Here is a 21,684-nt window from a genome sequence, read left to right as displayed (position 1 = left end):
GTGAGACCGTGCGAACGATGCTCGGCCTGGCGTGGCGGCTGCTCGTGCGCCACTGGCCGGCCCTGCTCGCCTGGTACCTCGCGGGAACCCTGGGCCGCTACATCGGCCTCGAGGTCGCGGGCTTCGTCGGCGGATACACGGCCCTCGGCGGCATCCTGCTGATCCCGATCGCCATCCTGGCGAAACTCCTGGGCTACGTCGGCATGTTCCTCGTCCTTCGGGACGGCATGGTGCGGCTGGGGGCGATCGCCCCTCCGCCGACGGAACCGCGGGCGCGGCGCATGGCCTTCCGCGACGCGATGCTGTCGTCGACCCTGCCGTTCATCGCCGTCTACGCGGCCCTGGGGTTCCTGACCGAGGATGTCGCCAGCTACCTGGACACCGCACTGCAGGTCAAGATTGGCCGCGACGCGACGGCCGCCGCCACGGGCGTCGACATCGACACCTCCGGCGCCGTGGACAAGCTCTCGTGGGAGCCGTGGACGATCCTCGTGGTCGTCCTCGCGTTCGCCGGCCGCTGGGCGTGGAACCGCTGGCGTGACCGCTTCCCTCGCTGGAGCTCCCTCGCGGCGACCTACCTCGAGGGCCTGTGGGTGTTCCTGGCGGCCTACTTCATCGGCGATGCCTTGGGGCAGGTCTCGGCCTGGGTGCAGTCGCGTCGTGCGATCGCCTGGATCGGCGATCTCCGCGAGACCGTCGGCGCCTGGTTCGCGCCGCTCGGATGGGCGTGGGATGCCGTGGCCACCGTCGTCGCCGCCGCCGCGGGGCTCATCGGCGTGCCCCTCGCCTGGCTGACCGTCGCGGGGGTCATCTACGGCCAGGCCGTGGCTCCTCAAGGGCTGCAGTGGCGCGGACGCCTCGTGGAACGGGCGCGGCAGCGCTACGGCACCGTCCCGCAGCGGCTGCGCCGCAGACTGGGCGACATCGGCGCGAGCGTCGGTGCGAGGTTCCAGCCCGTCTGGCGCGCACTCGTCCTGATGTGGCGCGGTGGGCCGATCCTGATCGGCGGGTACGTCCTCGCCTACGTCCTGCTGCTGCTCGGCCAGGACTACATCGACTTCGCGGTGACGCGCCTGGTCGGACCGCAGAGCCCTGTCGAGTTCTGGCGATCATGGGGGGCGATCTTCCTCCTGGTCGCGCCGCTCATCATCGAACCGTTCCGCACGGTGCTGATCGCGAGCACGTACGACGCCACCGTGGGTGCTCTCATCGGGGCCCCCGTCGTCGCGTCAGGGCACGACGACGAGTCGCGCGTAGCGCGGCAGCTCGTCCACGATCAGGAGCTCGACGCCGAGCGGTCCGTCGACGTCGTCGGGGACGATGAACGGGACGTCGATGCTGAACGGGCCCGCCGGGAATAGCTCGGCCTCGGGATCCATCGGACACAGCGTGTACCGGTTGTAGTCCCACGGCACGAGTGCCGTGTCGGCTTCGAAGACCCGCTCCCTCCCGTCGAGCTCGCGGAGCGCGTAGACCTGGCACCCCGTCACGCCCCCGTGCCGGTCGACCGGGACCCTGACGGCGAGGATCTTCGTGCCCGCCGGGATCTCCGTGTCAGCGATGGTGGTCTCCGTCACTCGCGCGGGCCCGAAGGTGACGCCGCCGAGGTCGACGGACTCCCCCTGCTGCGCAGTGACGGCGAACGTCGGTTGCCCGCTCGCGGCCTTCCACCACTCCCAGCCGCAGAAGACTCCGACCGTGACGGGGACGAGGATGCCGAGAGCGAGAAGTGCGCCCCGATTGCGTCGCCACCAGCCGCTCACACGCCACCCCCCGACAATGCCGCCAGTTCGTGGTCGTCGTCCCGGGGCAGCTGCCCCAGCTCGACGGGGAGCTCGACGACGGAGTCCAGCCGCCAGTCCTGATCGTCGACCGTGAGCCGGATGACGGCGTCACCGCGACGGAGGTCCGCCGGCAGTTCGAACGCCAGGCTGCCGCTCGTCGGAACACCGACTTCGAGCTGCCGGCCCAACAACGACGCCTCCGGTCGCTCACTCGCGCGGTAGGTCGCGCCGTCGATGACCAGCACGGCCAACCCGAGACGCACGGAGATCTCGGTCGATCGCGACTCGACGTCCGCGTCGACGAAGACCCAGTTGCCTTCCGCAGACCACCCGTTCGCATCCGACAGTGCGTCCGCTGCCCCGACGTCGGTGACGGTGACGATCATCTCGCGACCGACGGCGTGATCCCCGACGGCCACGGTCTGGATGAAGGAGGACTCGGTGAGCTCTTGCCCCGGGGTCACCTGGGTGACGAACCACGCGGCGACGAGCAGGAGGATGCCGACGCCCCAGACTCCCGCACGTTTCACTCCGACTCCTCCGCGGGCGGCTGGTCGGCCCCGGCGCCGACATCCGTCAGTGGAACGTCCATCGTCGCGACGACGATGGGGGTGTCCCACCAGCGCCCCTCCAGGATCAAGGCGCCCTCCCGGAGCGTGAAGTCCCGGATCTCGAGTTCGAGTGCGTCGTCCGCCGACAGCTCGTCCTCGTCGATGACCCAGGCGACGACGAGCTCGGCGGGAACACCGGGCTGAAGCCAGACCGACGTCGTCGCGTCGTCGAGTCGCGCGACCGCATCCGGCGCCCGTCCGTCCAGGTTGGCGGCGATGAGCGAGCCCGCCAGCCCCGTCGGCGTCGACGTCGACGTCCCTCCGGGCAGGGCGGTGTCCCACACGTTCTCCGCGCGGACGACGGCAGCGACCACACGCTGTCCCTTCTCCGGGTCGGCGTAGGCCCCCGCGTCGGGCAGGGTGTCGATCAGCACCGCCCGCTCCACCGTGATGGACAGCATGTCGTTGCGGTGCTCGTCGCCCGGCTGCAGCGTCGCGAGGGGCGGGGCGGCGACGGCCTCGAGGCCGCCGAACGCGGCCGCCGCACCGAGGAACACCGCGGTGAGGACGCCGGGGATCCAGGCGGTCGGCACCCGGTCGGTCGCTTCGCGCAGCCACCGGGTGTTCCGCGAGGACCGGCTGTCCCGCGGCTCGTCTCCGGAGGCTGTCACGGCGTCATCCTAGCGACGCGCGCACCGGCATCCACTCTCCTCATGCCGACAGGGCGAACTCCTCCGCCGGCGGCGTCGTCTCCCTCGTGCGCGGGAGCGACAGGCCGATCGTCGTCCCCTCGCCCGGTTCGCTCTCGATCGTGACCTCGCCGCCGTGCGCGTCGACGATGGACTTCACGATGGACAGCCCCACCCCGATGCCCTGGACGGCGTTCTTGCGCACCGAGCTCGCGCGGTAGAAGCGGTCGAACACGCGCTGCTTGTCCTCCGCGCTCATCCCGATACCGGTGTCGGAGATCGATATCAGCGCCCGCTCGCCCTCGCCGCCGACGCGCACCGTGACCGAGCCGCCGCGCGGAGTGAACTTGACGGCGTTGGTCAGGATGTTCTCGATCGCCTGCTCGATGCGGCGCGCGTCCACGTCGGCGACGACGCCGTCGCCCTCGCGTTCGACGGACAGGGACACACCCGCTTGACTGGCGAAGGGCGTCACGACGGCCACGGTCTCCTCGACCAGCGCGACGACATCGACCGGCGCGGGCGCGAGCACCATCCGCTTGTTGCCCGCGGTGAGCAGCTGCGAGACCCGCTCGAGCAGGACCTCACCGTTGCGTGCGATCGCGCTCAGCGCCTGCGCGACGCCGAGCTTCTCGGCATCCGGTCCGAGCGTGTCGACGACGTGCTCGGTGTACCCCACGACAGAAGTCAGCGGTGTCCGCAGCTCGTGCGACACGGTCGTCAGGAACTCCTCGCGCGCCTCGACGGCGTCAGCGAGGTCGGTGACGTCGTAGGCCGCGATCACGGTGCCGAGCAGCGCTCCGTCGGGCCGGTGCACCTGGCGGGACGACGAGAGGATCGCCGTCTGGTTGCTTTCCGGACCGCACCACTCGAGATGATTGTGGATGACCTCGCCACGGAGGGCGCGCGGCACGAGCTGCTGCTCCCACGGGACGGGTGTCGTCCGGTCGCCCCGACACACGTTCGGCCCCGCGTAGGGCGGATCGTCGAAACGGAACCCGACCGATTCGGCGAGCTTCTGCGCGGCACGGTTGGCGAGCACCAGACGACCGTCGGCGTTGTAGAAGGCGACCGCACCGTTGACGGTGTCGAGCACGGTGCGCAGCACGAGTTCGTCGTCCCTCGACTGCGCGAGCGTCGACGCGAGCGACTCGGCGGTGTCCTGCACTTCTCGCCGGCTCCGGCGGAAGCTGCCCGCCGCGAGATGGATGCCGACCGAGATGCCCGTCGTGAGGACGGGCAGCGTCACCAGGTTGAGGACCATCAGCGGCGTCGAGAGCGACTCGAGCCGCATGGCCAGCGGAAGGGCGGAGATGAGGATCCCGCCGAGGAGGACGAAGGACAGCGCCGGCCAGCGGTACCGCAGTGCGATCCACGCGAACGGCATGAGGCAGAGCACACCGACGGTCGGGATGTAGCCGAACAGTTCGGCGCGGACCAGCGCCACCGAAACGACGTCGACGAGCGGGACGACGATGCCCCACGGCGTCAGCAGCCAGCCGCCCCGTGACGGGACGAAGGCGACGGATGCCGCGACCGCCGCACCCGCGCCGGCGAGCAGCAGCGGCGACGTCCACAGGCTCGGCACCGCGAGACCCGCTGCCACGACGACGAAGAGCGTGCCCGCGAGGAACGGCAGTTGCAGCCGCAGGAACAGATCCCCCGACTGCATCGGTGTCCACAGAGGTTTCCTGCTCACATCGGCCCCCTTTTACCAGAAAAGCTCCGGCGATCCCCCCGCCGCGACCCGGGTTCTTCCGCGACCCGTGATCGTGTCAGAGTACGGGGGTGGACATATCCGTGCTCGTGGTTGACGACGACGACGACATCGCTATGCTCCTTGTCTCCAGTCTCGAGCGAGCCGGGATCGTCGCCGGGCGCGCGGGCAACGGCCGCGAAGCGGTCGAGCGGGTCGTCGCCGACCGCCCCCGGGTCGTCCTGATGGACTGGATGATGCCCGGCACCGACGGCATCCAGGCCTCTCGGGAGATCCGCGCCGCCGACATCCCGCAGCCGCACATCATCATGCTCACCGCACGCGTGCACACCTCGGACCGCGAGGAGGCGCTGCGGGCGGGCGTCGACGAAGTCGTGGCCAAGCCGTTCCGGCCGCGTGAGATCGTCGCGCACGTCACCGAGCTGCTCGAGCACGCGGGCTGACGACCGCTACGCCGACAGCGGACATCCGCCCGTAGGGGGACGCGGATGTCGGCGGCCGGTGGCACTCTGATTCGTATGCTCGGAACCCTTCTGGTGCGCTACCTGCGCACTTATCGCTGGCTGGTGGTGGGCGTGCTGGTCTTCCAGTTCGCGTCCGCGATGGCCGCGCTGTACCTTCCCCGCCTGAACGCCGACATCATCGACAACGGCGTCACCCGCGGCGACATCGGCTACATCTGGTCGCACGGTGTCCTGATGCTGACCATCGCTCTGGGGCAGATCGTCGCCTCGATCATCGCCACCTTCTTCGCCGCCCGGGCCGCGATGGCCGTCGGGCGCGACCTCCGTCGCGACGTCTTCCAGCGGGTGAGCGGCTTCTCGGAGCGCGAGGTGACGCAGTTCGGGGCCGGCTCGCTCATCACCCGCAACACCAACGACGTGCAGCAGGTGCAGATGCTCGCGATGATGGGCGCGACGATGCTCGTGACCGCACCGCTGCTGGCGATCGGCGGCATCATCATGGCGCTGCAGCAGGACGTCGGCCTCAGCTGGCTGATCGGCGTCTCGGTGCCGACGCTGCTTGTCGTCGGCATCCTCATCATCAGCCGTATGGTGCCGCTGTTCCGCAGCTACCAGAAGAAGCTCGACGCGGTGAACCGCATCATGCGCGAGCAGCTGACCGGTGTGCGCGTGGTCCGGGCCTTCGTGCGCGAGCGCATCGAGGAGGAGCGCTTCCGCGGCGCGAACACCGACATCATGATCGTCGGCCGCAAGGTCGGCTCGCTGTTCGTCCTCATGTTCCCGCTCGCCATGCTGATCCTGAACGTCACCGTCGTGGGGGTCATCTGGTTCGGCGGCATCGAGGTGAACGAGGGGTCCGTGCAGATCGGCACCCTGTTCGCCTTCATGCAGTACATCGGTCAGATCCTGATGGGCGTGCTCATGGCGACGTTCATCACGATCATGATCCCCCGCGCCGCGGTGTCGGCCGACCGCATCGGCGAGGTCCTCGCCGTCGAGGGCGGCCTCGTCAAGCCGGCGCAGCCGGTCTCGCAGTTCCCGACGCCCGGCACCGTCGAGTTCGACGACGTCACCTTCACGTACCCCGGAGCCGATGAGCCGGTCCTCGCGGGCGTGAGCTTCTCCGCCGCACGCGGTGAGACGGTCGCGATCGTCGGTTCCACCGGCGCCGGCAAGACCACGCTCGTGTCTCTCCTCCCGCGGTTGTTCGACGTCACGAGCGGGTCGGTGCGGGTGGCCGGTGTCGATGTGCGCGATGCCGACCTCGACGAGCTGTGGAAGGGCATCGGTCTCGTGCCGCAGAAGGCCTTCCTGTTCACGGGGACCGTCGCCTCGAACCTGCGGTTCGGGCGCGAGGACGCGACCGATGACGAGCTCTGGCACGCCCTCGAGATCGCACAGGGGCGCGACTTCGTCGAGGAGATGGATGACCGTCTCGGCGCGCGCATCGCGCAGGGCGGCACGAATGTCTCCGGCGGGCAGCGTCAGCGTCTGTCGATCGCGCGCGCGATCGTGCATCAGCCCGACATCCTCGTCTTCGACGACTCGTTCTCGGCTCTCGACCTGTCGACGGACGCGAAGCTCAGGCAGGCGCTGTGGCGCGAATTGCCGCAGGTGACCAAGATCGTCGTCGCGCAGCGCGTGTCGACCATCACGGATGCCGACCGCATCGTTGTGCTCGACGGCGGTCGGATGGTCGGCGTCGGCACGCATGACGAACTGCTCGCCTCGAACGCGACGTACCGCGAGATCGTCGAATCGCAGCTGGGGGTGGACGCATGAGCGCGCCCGAGAAGGAGATGACCGAGGAGGAGCGCGCCGAGGCGGAGCTCGCCGAACAGGCACGCCTCAACAGCGGCAGCTGGGACTCCGTCGCCCCGGGCAAGGCGTCGCAGTTCGGTCCGAGCTTCTTCCGCATGATCGGCCTGCTCTCCCCGTTCAAGTGGTGGTTCGGACTCGTCACGGTCGCCGGCGCGATCGGCGTCGTGCTCGCCGTGATCGCCCCGAAGGTGCTGGGCGAGGCGACCAACATCGTCTTCGAAGGCTTCCTGTCGAACTTCCTCGGGCAGAACCCCGCGCTGGCGGGCCTCTCGCAGGAGGAGGCCGTCGCCGCGCTGCGCTCTCAGGGCCAGGACGACTTCGCCAACATCGTGGGGGCGATGCAGAACTACGCCCCGGGCGCCGGCGTCGACTTCGACGCACTGAAGGTCGTCATCACGTGGGTTCTCGTGATCTACGTCGTCTCGGCGGTCCTGACCTGGATGCAGGGCTACGTCATCAACGTGATCATGGTCCGCACGATGTGGCGGCTGCGCGAGCAGGTCGAGGCGAAGCTCAACCGGCTGCCGCTGTCGCACTTCGACCGGGTGCAGCGCGGTGAACTGATCTCCCGCGTCACGAACGACATCGACAACATCACCCAGACGATGCAGCAGTCGCTCTCGGGCGCGTTGACCGCGATCCTCACGGTCGTGGGTGTGCTCGTGATGATGTTCTCGATCTCGTGGCAGCTCGCCATCGTCGCGCTCGTCGCGCTCCCCCTCATGGCGGTCATCTTCGGCATCATCGGACCGAAGTCGCAGAAGGCGTTCGGGGTGCAGTGGCGCAAGGTCGGTCGCCTCAACGCCCGCGTCGAGGAGTCGTTCTCCGGCCACTCGCTCGTGCGGGTGTTCGGTCGCGAGGCCGACGCGCAGGCCAAGTTCCAGGAGGAGAACGAGGAGCTGTTCCAGGCCGCGTTCAAGGCGCAGTTCCTGTCGGGCATGATCATGCCCGGCATGACGTTCATCGGCAGCCTCACGTACGTCGGCATCGCGGTCCTCGGCGGTCTGCAGGTCGCGAGCGGCCAGCTGCGGCTCGGCGACGTGCAGGCGTTCATCCAGTACTCGCAGCAGTTCACTCAGCCGCTGTCGGAGCTCGGCGGCATGGCGGCGGTCGTGCAGTCGGGCACCGCCTCGGCTGAGCGGGTGTTCGAGCTGCTCGACGCCGACGAGCAGGATCCGGATGCCGCCGACGCCCCCGCCCGGGGCGACGGCCGCGGCGTCATCGAGTTCGAGCACGTGAAGTTCTCCTACACCCCGGAGCACCCCCTCATCACGGACCTCTCCTTCCGGGTGGAGCCGGGTCAGACGGTCGCGATCGTGGGGCCGACGGGTGCAGGCAAGACGACGCTCGTGAACCTGCTCATGCGGTTCTACGAGCTCGACGGCGGCCGGATCCTCCTCGACGGGCAGGACATCGCCCAGCTCTCCCGCGACGACGTCCGCTCCCGCACCGGCATGGTGCTGCAGGATCCGTGGCTGTTCGCCGGATCGATCCGCGAGAACATCCGCTACGGCCGCGAGTCGGCGACGGACGACGAGATCGTGGATGCCGCAGTGGCGACGCGCGTCGACAGGTTCGTCCGGTCGCTTCCCGACGGCTACGACACCATGCTCGACGAGGACGCCTCGAACGTCTCGGCGGGCGAGAAGCAGCTGATCACGATCGCCCGCGCGTTCGTCGCCCAGCCGGCCGTGCTGATCCTCGATGAGGCGACCTCATCGGTGGACACCCGCACCGAACTGCTGCTGCAGCACGCGATGGCCGCGCTCCGCGAGGGACGCACCTCGTTCGTCATCGCACACCGGCTCTCGACGATCCGCGACGCCGACCTGATCCTCGTGATGGAGCACGGCGACATCGTCGAGAAGGGCACGCACGAGGAGCTCATCGCAGCGCAGGGCGCGTACTACCGCCTGTACCGATCGCAGTTCGAGCAGGCGCACGACGATCTCGTCGACGCGCCGGTCGAGGAGAACGCGCCGACCGAGTGAGCCCGTCTCACCCGCGGGCGGTCAGCCGAGTGACGAGGGCCGACCGCCCGCCGGGTGCGACGTGCCAGGCGGCGCCGAGTCCGGCGACTGTCGGCGTGCTGCCAGGGTCGGTGACGACGAGCGCGGTGTGCTCGTCGATGCCGTAACCGGACGGGACGAGCCCGGCGGCCACGGCGGCGGTCAGCCGGGTGACGGTGCCCCACTGCGCGGCGTGGACGTCGACGGCGAAGGGCACGAGACCCAGTCCGGGGACGACGAGGAGCTCGTCCTCCTCCTCGGCGGCGTCCTCGCTCGCCACGGGCACGCCGTCGAGCCGCCACCCGCCGACCAGAGCGGAGGATGCCGCGATCGCCGACCCTGCGGAGAAGCCGATGTACGGCATCCCGCCCGCCACGCGCTCGCGCACGAGCGGTGCGATATCGGCGAAGGCGTGTGCGTAGGCGGGGGTCAACCCGCCGCCGACCATCAGGGTGCCGAGGCCGTCGAGCGCATCCGGAGCGAACCGCTCCCCCTCGACGACCGTCGCGACCCGGACGTCCGACGCGCCGGCGAGTTCAAGGACGCGCGAGAAGCGAAGCACCGAGACGGCGTCGTCCGGCTCGAGGACGAGCAGGAGACCGACGGCGCCGGCGTCGAGGGCCGGGGCGACGAGCGGGACGAGATCGCTCTCCTCACGTCCGCCGCCGATGAGATGGATGCGCGTCATGCCGCCACCGCCAGTCCCCGACGGTAGCGCGCGTATTGGCGCCGACCGATGCAGGCCCACAGCACCCGAGCGGGCAGCGGCAGGTTGGACGCGACCCAGTGGGCGGCTCGATCCTCCGGAAGCGAGGCGATCAGGTAACCGAGCTGTATGAACATGAGGTCCTTCGGTGTGTGAGCAGACCCCATCTCTCCGAGCCTGTTCCACTCAGTCTGGCTGAAGACACGCTCGGCGAACGGGAGGATCAGCTCCTCCTCCTGCCCCAGGTGAGCATCGAGGGTGAGGCGGATGCGTTCCAGCAGCCCCGACACGGTGCCGTCGTCGGCGCCACCCCGGGCATCCCACGCGTCGATTCCGGCGTTCAGATCGGTGAGCAGTACGGCCATGGCGGCGTGCTGGCGGCGCATGGCGTCGACGTGCAGGCCGCAGGCCGGCGCGCGCTCGGCGAGGTCGTCCCAGAGGAGCGTGTCCTCGGTGTGGTGATGGTGGTGCAGCATGCCGGCGATCATCGCGATGTGCGCCGACACGTTGCGGCGACGCTGCGGCTGGTCGTCGCCGACCGTGCGGACGAGGCATCCTGCGCCGACGTACAGCGAGCGGAGCAGACGGTGCACGAGCAGCATGTCCGACGTGTCGCAGCGGACGGCCGAGGGTGTCGCGCCGGTGGCGGGAAGAGCGGTGGCCATGATGTGCGTCCTTCCCGACTCAGACCGACGCGCCGCGACGCGCGACTCGGACCCCGGCGAACATATACGCGACCCCGGCGACGATGGTCGACGAGATGGCGAAGACCGGCTCGAGTTCGGGGACGGCCATCATGCCCATGAGACCGATGACCGACAGGAGCAGCAGCGACGCGTTCCACCACGCCATCACCCGGTGCCGCCACGCGGCGATCGACAGGAGGACCGGCCCCGCCAGGACGGTGGGGATCGTGAGCAGGCTCAGCAGCGCGGCGTTCTCTTCGATGGCGGCGAGACCCTCCCAGCCGAAGGCGGGGTAAATGAAGAGGATGGAGTAGGCCGACAGGGGGATGAAGAGCATCCCGACCCAGGTCAGCTGAACGCCGAGCACCCCCAGCGGCGACCGCCGGAACTGCGCCAGGAGCGAACTGAGGCCGGCCATGATGAGCAGCGCGCCCGCGGCGAAGAGCACCTTGGCGGCGATCTCCGTCGGCGAGTTCAGGCCGGGGGTCGATCCGAACAGGTTGAGGATGTGGCTGAGGGCGTAGGCCGCGCCCCCGACGGCGAGGGTGATCCCGCGGGCACGACGGCTGGGGCGCCAGTCGCGGGCGGGGGCGATCTCGGCGGCTGCCGGAGCGGGGACGGGGAGCGATTCGACGATCATGGTGTTCCTTTGTGTGGGGCGCCGCGTCTCGGCGCATCACCCAAGGTAGGAATCCGGCGATGCCCCGTTCGGGGCGGATCCGCCGGTGCAATCGCTGTGCAATGTCGGCGGTGCACGGGTCAGGATGCCGCGACGAGGAACTCCATGACGGCGCGGACGCTCATGCCCGCGCCGGCGGCGTAGGCGGCGTCCCATTCCACGTCGGTGAGCGCGGCCCGTGCGGCCGTCCTCGCCTGCGTCGTGTACTCCCCGTCGGAGCCCGCCGGGTTGTAGCCGTGCCGAGCCCCGACGGTGTCGACCGCGCCGAGGACGGTCGCCGCCGCTTCGGCGCGGTCGAGGCGGACGAAGGCAGCCGCGGTCGCCCCGATGGCGGCGAACGCACTCGTGACGTCACCGGATTCCAGGGACCGCAGGGCGCCGGTGCGGAGGATCGCGACAGCGTCGGCGGGTCGACCGACCTCGGTCAGCACCTTGCCGGTGACGAAACACGCCCCTTTCACCACCCAGGTATGGCCGATAGACGTGCCGGTGCGGTAGGCGTCCGCCAGAACGTCCAGCGCCTGCGACGGGCGGCCGAGCAGCCGAAGGGCGTCCCCGCGGATCATCTGCACGTCCAAGCGGGCCCACGCGGCGTCGTCGGGGATGCGGTCGGCGTGGCGGCGCGAGGTCGCGAGGTGCTCCTCGGCGTCATCGTCGTCCCCGGCGCCGGCGGCGAGGTAGGCGAGCATGACGTCCGCGAGCGCCGGCCATTGGGGCGCCGCGGTGCGATCGGCGACGCCGGCGAAGCGGTGCGTCATGCGGACCGTCTCGAGCGGGTCGGGACCGACGGCACGCAGGAAAGCCGCCGCGTGGAGGATCGCCGATTCCCTGTCGGGGTCCGTTTCGCCGGGCAGCGAGAGCACCCGGTCGATCGTGGCGACGGCGTCGGCGCCGAGGCCCCGCTCGTACCAGTACCACGCGAGCGAGGAGAGCAGGGCGACCGCGGATGCCCGGTCACCGCTCTGGATCATCCGGGCCAGCGCATCGTCGAGGTCGGCGCGCCAGGCCGCGAAGGTCGCCTTCGCGCGGAGTACGTCCGGCGTGCGCAGCCGCGCCGACAGCTGGGCAGCGAGGCCGATGAGGTAGTCGGCACGGCGGTCGCGCCACCCGTCGAGGTCTGCCTCCGCCGCACTGCGACGCACGTGACGCCGCACCGCGTCCAGGACCCGGAACCGCCGCTCGCCCCACTCGACGGCGAGCGGGGCCACGAGCGAGCGACGCGCGAGGGCCGCAGTCGCCTCCCGCGCGTCGATGTCGTCCCCCGCGCAGATGCGGGCGACCGCGTCGAGCGTGAACGAACCGGCGAACTCCACGAGCTGCCCGAGCACGGTGCGTTCGGACGCGGTCGTGAGACGCATCGACCAGGCGATGGCGTCGTCGATCGAGTCGTGCCGTCCACCCGCCGAACGCGTAGGCGCCTCGAGGGAGGCGATCACGTCGTCGAGCGACAGGATGTCGAGACGGGCGGCCGCGAGCTCGATCGCGAGCGGGAGACCGTCAAGGCGTTCGCACAGCTCGCTCACCCGGGCGAGGTCCGGCTCGGTCCACGAAACGGCGCCGTTCACGTCGGCCGCGCGCTGCTGGAACAGGGTCACCGCGTCCGTCGCGGCGCCGCCGACGAACGGTTCGACGGCGATGACGCGCTCCCCCGGCATCCGCATCGCCTCTCTACTGGTGATGACGATGTGGAGCCCCTCGCAGCGCTCGAGCAGGGCCGACGACAGGGCGGCGGTCGCGCCGAGGACGTGCTCCGCATTGTCGAGGAGCAGGAGAGCCCGGCGTCCACCGAGGAGCCGCGCCATGGCTTCGACGGAGTGCTCCGCGGCCCCGAGTGCGTCCGCAACGGCGCCGCGGACCTGATCCGGACCCGGCACGGCCGCCAGATCGACGAGGCGCTGGACGTCGTCGACCTCGGGACCCACGCGCCGGGCGGCCTCGATGGCGAGGCGTGTCTTCCCGACGCCGGCGGGACCGACGAGGGTGACGAGCCGGGACTGCGCCCGTCCACGAGCGACCGCGTCGAGCTCGCCCTGGCGGCCGACGAACCGGGTGAGCGGGATCGGGATGCCGGTGCGGTCTACCCGGCGCCGGTCCGGGTCACCGGCACCGGTCAGCGCCGGCTCCTGCCGCACGATCGCCGCCCGGAGGTCCGACATGTCGCCCGCGTCGCGGTGGGCGTCGATGATGTCGAGCGCTTCCGACGTGCGACCCGAGGCCGAGAGGGCCTGTGCGTGAAGCCGCACGACCTCTTCGTCGGGCGGATGTTCGGACAGGTAGCCGGCGAGGACGGCGGACGCGATCGCGGCGTCGCCGGCTGTCAGTCGTCGCCGGGCGAGCTCGAGGACCGCGGATCGGCGGCGCCCGTCGAGGTCGGGGACGATCCGCGCGGCGAAGGGGAAACCGCGCAGGGATGCCAGCGGCGGACCGGTCCAGAGGGCCTCCGCCTCCGTGAGGCGTTCGACCCGTGCGGGATGATCCCGATCGATGTCGACGAGCTGCCGGTACCGCACGACGTCCACGTCGTCGGGCGCCACATCCAGGCGGTAGCCGTGACGACCGTTCGAGAGGATGTCGCCCCACCCCCTCGCGCGCAGCCGCGAGATGTGGGCCCGCAGACTGGAGACGACGGATGCCGTGGGTGCGGACCAGAGATCGGCGAGGAGCTCGTCCGTGGTGACCGGCGTCCCCGGAGTGACGGCGAGCCGGGCGACGATCGCCTGCGGAATCGCCCCACGCACCTGATCGGGCCCCTGCGAGACGGTGAAGCCGCCGAAGAGACCGATGCGCATGCGTCAGCCTCCCGACATCGACACAGCCGGCCCCACTCCCGGCAGCCGGTCGATGATCGCGACGACGGCGTCCCAGTCCATCCGGCGCCCCGCGGTCACGGCGCGCGTGAACTCGTCGGCTCGCAGGCCCGCCGAGACGACGGCACGCAGCCGGGCGGCGTCCTCACCCTCGGCGGTCATGGTCGAGTAATCGTAGCGAAGTCCGAGTTCGTCGACGGCCCCGAGGAGCATGGCGCCCTCCTCGTGCCGCTCGACGGCCGCTGCGGCGGCGGCGAGCGCGTGGAGCACGGCGAGCGCACCGGCGGCATCCTCGTCTGCCCGTGCGGTCAGCACCGCCGTCCGCCCCACCGCGACCGCATCGCGGGGGCGCCGGGCGTCGATGAGCGTCTTCACCATGACGTACGAGGCGGACGTGACCATCCAGGTGTATCCGATGGATGCGGCGACGCGGTGCGCCTCGGTGAGCTCGCGCAGGGCCTCGTCGAGGCGTCCCTGCGCGCGCAGGACCTGCCCGTGCGACATGCGGTACTCGCTGACCGCCCACGGCGCGGCCCGCTCGTGGAGCGTGGCGGCCTGCGCGAGCAGGCCTGCACCGGTCTCGACGTCACCGAACAGGGAGCGGCCGTACCCGGCACGACTGAGGGCGACCATCTGGACGGATGCGTCGTCCGCCGCGATCGCGAGGCGCAGCGCGTCGGCGATCGCCGTGAACGCGGCGGGCGCGTCGCCCAGCTGATAGGCGAGGTTGGCGAGCTCGATGTTCGCCAGCGCGTCGGCGCCGGCGTCGGACTCGCCGGACAGAGCCAGCGCCTCGTCGATCCACCGACGTCCCTCGGCCAGCCGCCCGCGGAGGTATCGGTGGTGGGCGAGCCCGCCGGCGAGTCGGACGGCGCCGAGGCGGTCGCCGACCACGAGGTTGTGTGCGTGAGCGAGGTCGAGGTCGGCCTGAAAGCCGTCGAGGATCGCAGCGGTGTCGCGTCCCTCGAATGCGCGCAGCGTGGGGGCCGTGCTGTACGCGAGGTCGGAGAACCAGCGCCGATGCGCCTCGTGCCATGCCGCGGCGAGCTCGGGGTCGTCCTCCGGCGTCAGGACCTCCTTCATGGCCTCGAGAACACGGAATCGGCGCCGCCCCGTTGCGGTGCGGTCTGCGGCGACGAGAGACCGGGAGACGAGCCGGTCGACGAGGGCGTCGGCCTCGGCCAGCCGCATCCGCATGATCCCCGCGACCGCCTCGACGGTGAAAGGCCCGGCGAACCGCGCGACCGCGTGCAGGCCGGCGCTGTCGGCGGAGTCGAGCAGTGCGACGGTCCATCCGATCGCGGACTGCAGGCTCGAGTGCCGGCCGGGAGGCCCCGGGACCGCTCCGAGGCCCGCCCGCACCTCCTCGATGCCCAGGACGTCGAGGCGGGCGGTGGCGAGTTCGATCGCGAGCGGCAGCCCGTCGAGCGAGTCGCACAGGGCGCGGGCGGGCAGCTGCTCGTCCTCGGTGAAGGGACGTCCACCGCGGGCGTCGACGGCCCGTTGCTCGAACAGTTGCCACGCCTCGTCGGCATGGTCACCCGCGAGTGGACGGATGACGACGGTGCGCTCACCGGGGGCGCGCAGCGCCTCCCGACTGGTCACCACGACCCTCGCACCGTCCGGATCGGCCAGGATGGCGTCGATCACGACCGACAGGGCGCCGATGACGAGGTCGGCGTTGTCCAGCAGGAGGAGGGCGCCCGCGCCGTGGAGGCGACGGACGATGGCGTCGACCGATGTCTCCGGCGCGCGCACGACGGTCGCGATCGCTCCGATGACGCCGTCGGGCTCGGCGATGTCGGCGAGGTCCACCATGTACTGCTCGCGGTCCACCCCCGAACGGCGGGCCGCTTCGACCGCGAGGCGGGTCTTGCCGACGCCCGCCGGCCCCACCAGTGTGACGAGCCGGTCGGTGTGCCCGAGGCGCGCGAGCCGCGCAAGGTCCACGGACCGTCCGACGAAGCGTGTCAGCGGGATGGCGATCCCCACTCGTCGGACGGCGGGAGCCGGGGCGGCCAAGGGCGAGACGACCGCGGGATCAAAACGGATGACGGCCGCGCGCAGTTCCTCGAGCCGGCTGGACAGCCGGATACCGCCGTGCTCCTGCAGGCGGTCGCGGAGCGCGTCGATGACGGCGACGGCGTCCGACATACGCCCGGCGCGTGCCAGCGCCATCGCGAGCGTCCGGACGGGGCGCTCACGCAGCGGATGCCGGGTCGTCGTCTCCGAGAGGACGGCCGTCGCGAGTCCTACGTCGCCGAGTCGGAGGGCGAGGTCACCGAGCTCCTCCTCGAGGAACGCGCGCTCGTCAGCGACCTCGCGCTGCAGGCGTTTCACGTGAGGATGGTGCTTCAACCCGGGCAGGGGCGTCCGTGCCAGCGCCGCGGTGGCGGCGATGAGGGTCCGCAGTCGAGCGGCGTCATCTGTGGACGGCTGGGTCACCGCGTGCCGCCAGCGGAGGAGATCGACGTCGTCGACGGAGGCGTCGAGGAGGTATCCGCCGCGCTCGCCGACGATCACATCACGAAGGCCGCCTAGGCGCATGCGCGAGATGTGGGCACGCAGTGTGGAGACCACGGCAGCGGGTGGGTCGGTCCAGACCGAGGCGATGAGCTCGTGTGTCGGAACGGGCTCGCCCGGTGTCGTCGCCAATCGGGCGAGGATCGCCTGGGGATGGTCGCCTCCCAGCGGGACGTCCCGCCCGTCGGCGCGGACGTGCAGCGGCCCCAGCAGGTCGATCTCCAGGTCCATCGGCTCCCTCTCGTCGCATGAATCGCGTCCTCTCGCGACGATAAGACCCGGGCGAGCGACATCCGTGGCCCGTCGACTGCGTGCAATGTCGGTGCAATCTCGTGGAATACGACGGTCGGCCGGTGTCGTTCCCCCTCAGCATGAGCCTGTACGAATCCGCCGTCTTCGGTGATCTGGACCTCTCCAACCGCGTCGTCATGGCGCCGCTGACCCGCACACGTGCGGGCGACGACGGCGTGCCGACGAACGACATGGTCGAGTACTACCGGCAGCGCGCCGGCATGGGTCTCATCGTCTCGGAGGGCACCTGGCCGGTGCGCGAGGGGATGTCGTACCTCGGGCAGCCCGGCATCGAGACGCCCGAGCAGATCGAGGGCTGGCGCCGCGTCGCCGACGCGGTGCACGCCGAGGGCGGCACGATCGTCATGCAGCTCATGCACGGCGGCCGCGTCTCGCACCCTGCGATCTCGGGGGTCGACCGCGTCGTCGGCCCGAGCGCGATCGCCTCTCCCGGTGAGGGGCGCACTCGTGACGGCAAGGTCGCCCTGCCCGTCCCCCACGCGCTGAGCACGGCGGAGGTCTCCGGCGTCGTCGAGCAGTTCGTGCAGGCGGCGCGCAACGCGATCGCCGCGGGCTTCGACGGCGTCGAGGTCCACGGGGCGAACAGCTACCTCGTGCACCAGTTCCTCTCCGCCGAGTCGAATGTCCGCGACGACGTCTACGGCGGGTCCCCGGAGAACCGCGCACGCTTCGCCGTCGAGGTGACCCGCGCGGTCGCCGACGCGGTCGGGGCGGGGCGCACCGGCATCCGTCTCTCACCGCAGCACCAGATCCCGGGTGTGCTCGAATCGGACGACGCGGACGCCCTCGCGACCTACACCGCGCTCGCCCAGGGTCTCGCCCCGCTCGGTCTCGCGTTCGTCGACCTCCTGCACGCCGACCCGAAGAGCACGATCGTCCAGCGGATCCGGCACGAGGCGGCCGCACCGTCGATCGTGAACTCCGGCTTCGGCACGATCACGGCGCGCGAGGAGGCCGAAGAGCTCGTGCTCGAAGGCTGGGCCGACGCCGTGGCGGTGGGCCGTCCCGCGATCGCGAACCCCGACCTGGCCCTTCGGTGGGAGCAGCGGGCCGAGCTCAACGAGCCGCGGCCGGAGTACTTCTACACGGGCGGGGCCGTCGGCTACACCGACTACCCGTCGCTGGCCGAGGTGCGCGCGGAGCGCTGAGCCGGATCAGTCGCCCGCGACGAAGTCGTACTCCTGGAAGGCACGCACCTCGTGCTGCCAGCGGCTCTCGACGAAGGCGACGTGGTCGGGATGCGCGGTGTACGCGTCGTACGCGTCCTGGTCGTCGAAGAGCATGGTGAACTGCCAGCGCAGGTCGCTCTCGTCGCTGATCTGACGGTTGACACGGAACTGCTGCACCCCGGGGATCGCCGTGAGCGACCGCTGGGCGTCCGTCAGGAACGTCTTCTCTTCCGAGGAGTCCTCCGCGTGGTGGAGGGCGAACACGACGGTGTGCTGAATGGTCATGGTGACCAAGGCTAACCCTGCGCGATCGTTCCTCGGCAATCTGTCGGCGGACCCCGTCGACGGTCGCGAGGACGGAGATGACCTCGTCGTGCGGATGCAACGGAGCCTGTCAGAAGTCCTTCGCGTGCCACAGACCCGACCACTGGTGAGCGCTGAGATCGCGCGGAAGGGAGTCGTGCTCGATCCCGACTCGGTCGAGCACGCGCCGCGCTGCGGGCCGCGGCATCCGCCCCGCCGTCGAGAGGATCGCGGCCATCCCCCGTCCGCGCGCGGTGAAGACGTCGCCGACGAACCGTTCATAGGCGCGGCGCTCCGCGAGCGGGACGAGCGGTGAACCACGCCGGGTGACGGAGAGGATGCCGCCGTCGACGCTCGGCATCGGCCGGAACGCGCGCGCGGGAACCCGGCCGTGCAGCGCGAACTCGAACCACGGCGCCGCCTGTGCGGTGAGCAGGGTGCCGCCGCCGACGCCGGCGCGTTTGCGCGCGACCTCCCACTGGGTGAGCAGGACGGCGTCGCGCCAGACGGGGCGCTGGAGAAGTCGCCGCAGGATCGGCGTCGTGAGGTGGAACGGGACATTGCCCGCGATCACCGCCGCATCGAGCGGATGCCGCAGGGCGTCGGCGTGCGCGACACGCACCCCCGGGTGCGCCCGGCGGAGCGCGGCGATGCGGCGCTCGTCGATGTCGATCGCGCAGAGGTCGCGGCCGAGTCCGGCGAGCGCGGTGGTCAGTGCGCCGCCACCCGCGCCGATCTCGAGTATCGCGCCGTTGGTCGCCGCGACGAGCGCAGCGATCCGGTCGATCGTGGGTTGGTGGATGAGGAAGTTCTGGCCGAGTTCGTGGCGGCCGCCGTGGACGGAACGGGTACGCATGAGCGCTCCAAAGGAAGGATCGGAGCACCCCGGTGAGCGGGTACGGGGAACGACGCGCTGCCGGGGTGCGAGGACATCCCGGAAGACGGCGCGATCACGCGGGACCAGCGACGCGCCGTCAGGCGCGGCGGTCGCGGACCGAGAAGACGAACGCCGTCGTCGGCGCTGCGAATATCGTTCCCATGCGCCCGAGTCTATCGCGGCGCCTCGAGCAGCCCCATCGCATCGAGCGCCTGCCGCAGCGCCGGGGCGATGTGCTGTGCGTACTCGACCGTCAGGTGCGTCTGGTCGTACTTCGTGGGAATCGTCCCCGCGAAGGGCGGGCAGACCTCGTCGGCACAGGTGAACGGCAGGGACGACAGCGCGTGGCCGCCGTCCGTCTTCGCCGACGATTCCGAGATCGCCTCCATCGTGCGCCAGGTGCCGTCGACGGCGCTGTCGCACGCACGGGGCGAGGAGGACGGCGTGTAGCAGGCGGTGAGACTGACACCCGGCGGCGGCGGGGCGAGGAACAGCATCCGATCACCCATCTCGTAGGTCGCGGCCTCGCGTCTCTGCGCGGCGATCAGCGCGTCAGCCGACAGGTCTTGACCGGCGACCGTGTGGCCGAGGGTGAACGCGTTCGACATGACGACCAGGTCGGGGCGGTCGGCCAGGATCATCGACCGCACGGCGGCCTTGCGCTCCTGACAGCTCGCCATGACCTGCGGGTCGTCGTTCTCGACCAGGACGTCGGTGAAGCGGCATCCGTACATCCCCATCGCGGTGACGCGGATGCCGCCGGCGCTGTCGTCCGCCATCGTTCGGAAGGCGGGCGCGTACGCCATGGCCGTCGAGTCGCCGACGACCCAGATGTGCAGGGGCGCGGCACCGCTCCCCCACGAACACGAGGCCGGGTCGGGCGTCGCGCCGGGATCGAAGCACGCATGCGCGGGGTTCGCGCCGGACGAGGCGCTCATGACCCGATCGAGCGACGGGTCGAGCGCCGGCCAGGCGTCGGCGGTGACGGCGGCGGCGAGCTCGGCCTGCAGGTCGGCACCGGGGTCGCCGACGACGGTGGGAGCGGACGGCGCGGGCGCCGTCTCAGGCAGGGTGATCCGCGGGCCGTGACCCGACGCGGTGACCCACAGGGCGCCGGCGAGGGCGACGATGACGAGCCCGGCGGTGGCGAGGAAGACCTGGCCGCCGAAGCGCTCGCGCCAGGCTGCGAGCCCCGCGGATCCGGCCGGGGCTGCTGCCGCCGCCAGGGGCGTCGACACTGAAGGCGCGGGCACAACAGCAGCCGTGGGCGTCGACGGCGCGGGCGCCGCGATCGCCCTGGAGGGCTCCGGCGCCGGCGCGCTCGGTCGGGTCTGCCCGGGGTAGTACCGCGTCCCGGGTGTCCATCCAGCCGGCCGGTGCGTGGCGGCGGGCGCCGGTGTCGCGGCGCGCGCCGGTGTCGCCGCTCGCGGCGGTTCGATCGGCGCGCGCGCCGGCCCGGGGACCGCGGCGCCCCGCGGCATCCCACCGAGGAACGGCGCGTACCGGAGGGGCTGCTCGACGATGAGGTAGGACGCGAGCCCGAGGACGAGGGAGGCGCTGAGGACGATCCAGAGGCGGATCTCGGAAGTCGGGAGCAGCGCCTCGGCGAAGACTACGACCGGGAAGTGCCAGAGGTACAGCGAGTACGAGGCGTCGCCGAGGAAGACGGCGATCGGGTTGGACAGCGGCAGGAGGTGGCGATGCCGGGGGTCGCCCGCGACGCCGCCGGCGAGCACCAGCGCGGTCGCGGCGACGGGTGCGGCCGCCCACGGCGCCGGGAACCCGCCTCCCGCGGGGTCGATGAGCAGCAGGGAGGCGACGACGGCACCGAGACCGACCCACTGGAACGCGCCGCCGAGGGCGCGCGGGAGCCTGCGCAGGAGCGGCGCGCACGCGGCGACGACCGCACCGACTCCCAGCTCCCACGCGCGCGTCAGCGTGGAGAAGTAGGCGACGGTCGCCTGCGTGTCGGACTGGATCAGAGCCCACCCGAAGGATCCGGCGACGACGGTGACGGCAAGCGTGGCCGCCACGGCGCGGAGTCGACCTCGCCCCACGAGGGCGAGCAGTCCGATCAGCAGGACGGGCCACACGAGGTAGAACTGCTCCTCGACGGAGAGCGACCAGAAGTGCTGCAGCGGTGAGACCGCGCCGGTGTCGGCGAAGTAGTCCGTGCCCAGCGCAGCGAAACGCCAGTTGGATGAGAGGAGGGCGGCCCAGGCGGCATCCCACAGCGTCTGCTCGCCACGCGTGCGGTTGAACAGGAGCCACGCGGCGGTCGCGACGGCGATGAGCACCACGAGCGCCGCGGGCAGAAGCCGGCGAGCGCGACGGGCGTAGAACCCGCGCAGCGAGATCCGGCCCGTCTCCCCCGCCTCGCGCAGCAGCATCCCGGTGATGAGGAAGCCGGAGATCACGAAGAACACGTCGACGCCGAGGACGCCGCCCGCCGGCCACCCGGCGGCGTGTGCGCCGATGACCGCGATGACGGCGAGGGCGCGCAGGCCCTGGACGTCGCGGCGCGGTGCAGCGGGGTTCGGGGTGTCGGTGTCCATGGAGGGAGCCGACGATGAGTCTATGGGATCGG

Annotated in this window: 16 protein-coding genes; 5 read left to right on the top strand and 11 right to left on the bottom strand. The window is 71.2% G+C overall.

All coding sequences use genetic code 11. The annotated features are described in order from the left end of the window. Window positions 1-17: 17 nt before the first annotated feature. Window positions 18-1,361 carry a hypothetical protein gene (locus tag AB0259_RS02225; RefSeq protein ID WP_366221406.1) on the top strand — a complete coding sequence of 448 codons (1,344 nt, stop codon included), beginning with the start codon at window positions 18-20 and terminating at the stop codon, window positions 1,359-1,361. Window positions 1,362-1,759: 398 nt separating this feature from the next. Here the strand turns inward: AB0259_RS02225 and AB0259_RS02220 are convergent, their stop codons facing one another. The 3 genes from AB0259_RS02220 to AB0259_RS02210 are packed head-to-tail and all read right to left on the bottom strand — an operon-like array spanning window position 1,760 to window position 4,723. Beyond that, on the bottom strand, window positions 1,760-2,314 hold the full coding sequence (locus AB0259_RS02220) for a hypothetical protein (protein WP_366220925.1): 555 nt from the start codon (window positions 2,312-2,314) through the stop codon (window positions 1,760-1,762). After that, window positions 2,311-3,006 (bottom strand): hypothetical protein, encoded by a 696-nt coding sequence (locus AB0259_RS02215; protein ID WP_366220927.1) that lies wholly within the window; start codon window positions 3,004-3,006, stop codon window positions 2,311-2,313. Before AB0259_RS02215 ends, AB0259_RS02220 begins: the two co-directional genes overlap by 4 nt. A gap of 40 nt (window positions 3,007-3,046) precedes the next feature. Beyond that, a complete protein-coding gene (locus tag AB0259_RS02210; RefSeq protein ID WP_366220929.1) occupies window positions 3,047-4,723 on the bottom strand; it encodes an ATP-binding protein in 1,677 nt (558 codons plus the stop codon). An 89-nt stretch (window positions 4,724-4,812) separates the two neighbouring features. Between AB0259_RS02210 and AB0259_RS02205 the strand changes: the two genes are divergently transcribed. From AB0259_RS02205 to AB0259_RS02195, 3 genes are all read left to right on the top strand, one after another. Beyond that, window positions 4,813-5,184: a response regulator transcription factor gene (locus tag AB0259_RS02205; RefSeq protein WP_308222239.1), complete on the top strand. Its 372-nt coding sequence runs from the start codon at window positions 4,813-4,815 to the stop codon at window positions 5,182-5,184. A gap of 75 nt (window positions 5,185-5,259) precedes the next feature. Further along, the gene (locus AB0259_RS02200) at window positions 5,260-6,987 is read left to right on the top strand and encodes an ABC transporter ATP-binding protein (protein ID WP_366220931.1); all 1,728 of its coding nucleotides are present in this window, start codon (window positions 5,260-5,262) and stop codon (window positions 6,985-6,987) included. After that, the gene (locus AB0259_RS02195; RefSeq protein ID WP_366220933.1) at window positions 6,984-9,017 is read left to right on the top strand and encodes an ABC transporter ATP-binding protein; all 2,034 of its coding nucleotides are present in this window, start codon (window positions 6,984-6,986) and stop codon (window positions 9,015-9,017) included. The genes AB0259_RS02200 and AB0259_RS02195 overlap by 4 nt, the downstream gene beginning before the upstream one ends. A gap of 7 nt (window positions 9,018-9,024) precedes the next feature. On the opposite strand, the gene AB0259_RS02190 is transcribed toward AB0259_RS02195, so the two are convergent. The 5 genes from AB0259_RS02190 to AB0259_RS02170 form a co-directional block, all read right to left on the bottom strand. Next, the gene (locus AB0259_RS02190) at window positions 9,025-9,723 is read right to left on the bottom strand and encodes a Type 1 glutamine amidotransferase-like domain-containing protein (RefSeq protein WP_366220935.1); all 699 of its coding nucleotides are present in this window, start codon (window positions 9,721-9,723) and stop codon (window positions 9,025-9,027) included. Further along, window positions 9,720-10,406 carry a hemerythrin domain-containing protein gene (locus tag AB0259_RS02185; RefSeq protein WP_366220937.1) on the bottom strand — a complete coding sequence of 229 codons (687 nt, stop codon included), beginning with the start codon at window positions 10,404-10,406 and terminating at the stop codon, window positions 9,720-9,722. The genes AB0259_RS02190 and AB0259_RS02185 overlap by 4 nt, the downstream gene beginning before the upstream one ends. A gap of 19 nt (window positions 10,407-10,425) precedes the next feature. Next, entirely contained in the window at window positions 10,426-11,067 is a 642-nt protein-coding gene (locus tag AB0259_RS02180) for a hypothetical protein (RefSeq protein ID WP_366220939.1), read from the bottom strand. Between the two features lie 119 nt (window positions 11,068-11,186). Further along, the gene (locus tag AB0259_RS02175) at window positions 11,187-13,895 is read right to left on the bottom strand and encodes a BTAD domain-containing putative transcriptional regulator (protein ID WP_366220940.1); all 2,709 of its coding nucleotides are present in this window, start codon (window positions 13,893-13,895) and stop codon (window positions 11,187-11,189) included. Between the two features lie 3 nt (window positions 13,896-13,898). Next, a complete protein-coding gene (locus AB0259_RS02170) occupies window positions 13,899-16,667 on the bottom strand; it encodes a BTAD domain-containing putative transcriptional regulator (protein ID WP_366220942.1) in 2,769 nt (922 codons plus the stop codon). A 122-nt stretch (window positions 16,668-16,789) separates the two neighbouring features. On the opposite strand from AB0259_RS02170, the gene AB0259_RS02165 reads away from it, so the two are divergent. Beyond that, window positions 16,790-17,896 carry an alkene reductase gene (locus tag AB0259_RS02165; protein WP_366220943.1) on the top strand — a complete coding sequence of 369 codons (1,107 nt, stop codon included), beginning with the start codon at window positions 16,790-16,792 and terminating at the stop codon, window positions 17,894-17,896. A 6-nt stretch (window positions 17,897-17,902) separates the two neighbouring features. Here AB0259_RS02165 and AB0259_RS02160 read toward each other — a convergent pair whose 3' ends face one another. From AB0259_RS02160 to AB0259_RS02150, 3 genes are all read right to left on the bottom strand, one after another. Then, complete coding sequence (locus AB0259_RS02160; protein ID WP_366220944.1) at window positions 17,903-18,202, bottom strand: Dabb family protein; 300 nt, start codon at window positions 18,200-18,202, stop codon at window positions 17,903-17,905. Between the two features lie 109 nt (window positions 18,203-18,311). After that, window positions 18,312-19,076: a 23S ribosomal RNA methyltransferase Erm gene (erm, locus tag AB0259_RS02155; RefSeq protein WP_366220945.1), complete on the bottom strand. Its 765-nt coding sequence runs from the start codon at window positions 19,074-19,076 to the stop codon at window positions 18,312-18,314. 194 nt (window positions 19,077-19,270) lie between these two features. Continuing rightward, window positions 19,271-21,652 carry an acyltransferase family protein gene (locus AB0259_RS02150; protein ID WP_366220946.1) on the bottom strand — a complete coding sequence of 794 codons (2,382 nt, stop codon included), beginning with the start codon at window positions 21,650-21,652 and terminating at the stop codon, window positions 19,271-19,273. Between the last annotated feature and the right edge of the window lie 32 nt (window positions 21,653-21,684).

The organism is Microbacterium sp. NPDC080005 (assembly GCF_040702445.1).
Taxonomy (GTDB): Bacteria; Actinomycetota; Actinomycetes; order Actinomycetales; family Microbacteriaceae; genus Microbacterium; species Microbacterium oleivorans_D.
Note: the sequence above shows the minus strand (reverse complement) of the source record. Positions and strands in the feature narration are given on the sequence as shown.

What these genes read in the sequence shown, in the direction of transcription:
- AB0259_RS02225 (WP_366221406.1), top strand. Translation starts at nt 18, where the DNA reads ATGCTCGGCCTGGCGTGGCGGCTGCTCGTGCGCCACTGGCCGGCCCTG.
- AB0259_RS02200 (WP_366220931.1), top strand. Translation starts at nt 5,260, where the DNA reads ATGCTCGGAACCCTTCTGGTGCGCTACCTGCGCACTTATCGCTGGCTG.
- AB0259_RS02195 (WP_366220933.1), top strand. Translation starts at nt 6,984, where the DNA reads ATGAGCGCGCCCGAGAAGGAGATGACCGAGGAGGAGCGCGCCGAGGCG.
- AB0259_RS02190 (WP_366220935.1), bottom strand. Translation starts at nt 9,723, where the DNA reads ATGACGCGCATCCATCTCATCGGCGGCGGACGTGAGGAGAGCGATCTC.
- AB0259_RS02185 (WP_366220937.1), bottom strand. Translation starts at nt 10,406, where the DNA reads ATGGCCACCGCTCTTCCCGCCACCGGCGCGACACCCTCGGCCGTCCGC.
- AB0259_RS02180 (WP_366220939.1), bottom strand. Translation starts at nt 11,067, where the DNA reads ATGATCGTCGAATCGCTCCCCGTCCCCGCTCCGGCAGCCGCCGAGATC.
- AB0259_RS02175 (WP_366220940.1), bottom strand. Translation starts at nt 13,895, where the DNA reads ATGCGCATCGGTCTCTTCGGCGGCTTCACCGTCTCGCAGGGGCCCGAT.
- AB0259_RS02170 (WP_366220942.1), bottom strand. Translation starts at nt 16,667, where the DNA reads ATGGACCTGGAGATCGACCTGCTGGGGCCGCTGCACGTCCGCGCCGAC.
- AB0259_RS02160 (WP_366220944.1), bottom strand. Translation starts at nt 18,202, where the DNA reads ATGACCATTCAGCACACCGTCGTGTTCGCCCTCCACCACGCGGAGGAC.
- erm (WP_366220945.1), bottom strand. Translation starts at nt 19,076, where the DNA reads ATGCGTACCCGTTCCGTCCACGGCGGCCGCCACGAACTCGGCCAGAAC.
- AB0259_RS02150 (WP_366220946.1), bottom strand. Translation starts at nt 21,652, where the DNA reads ATGGACACCGACACCCCGAACCCCGCTGCACCGCGCCGCGACGTCCAG.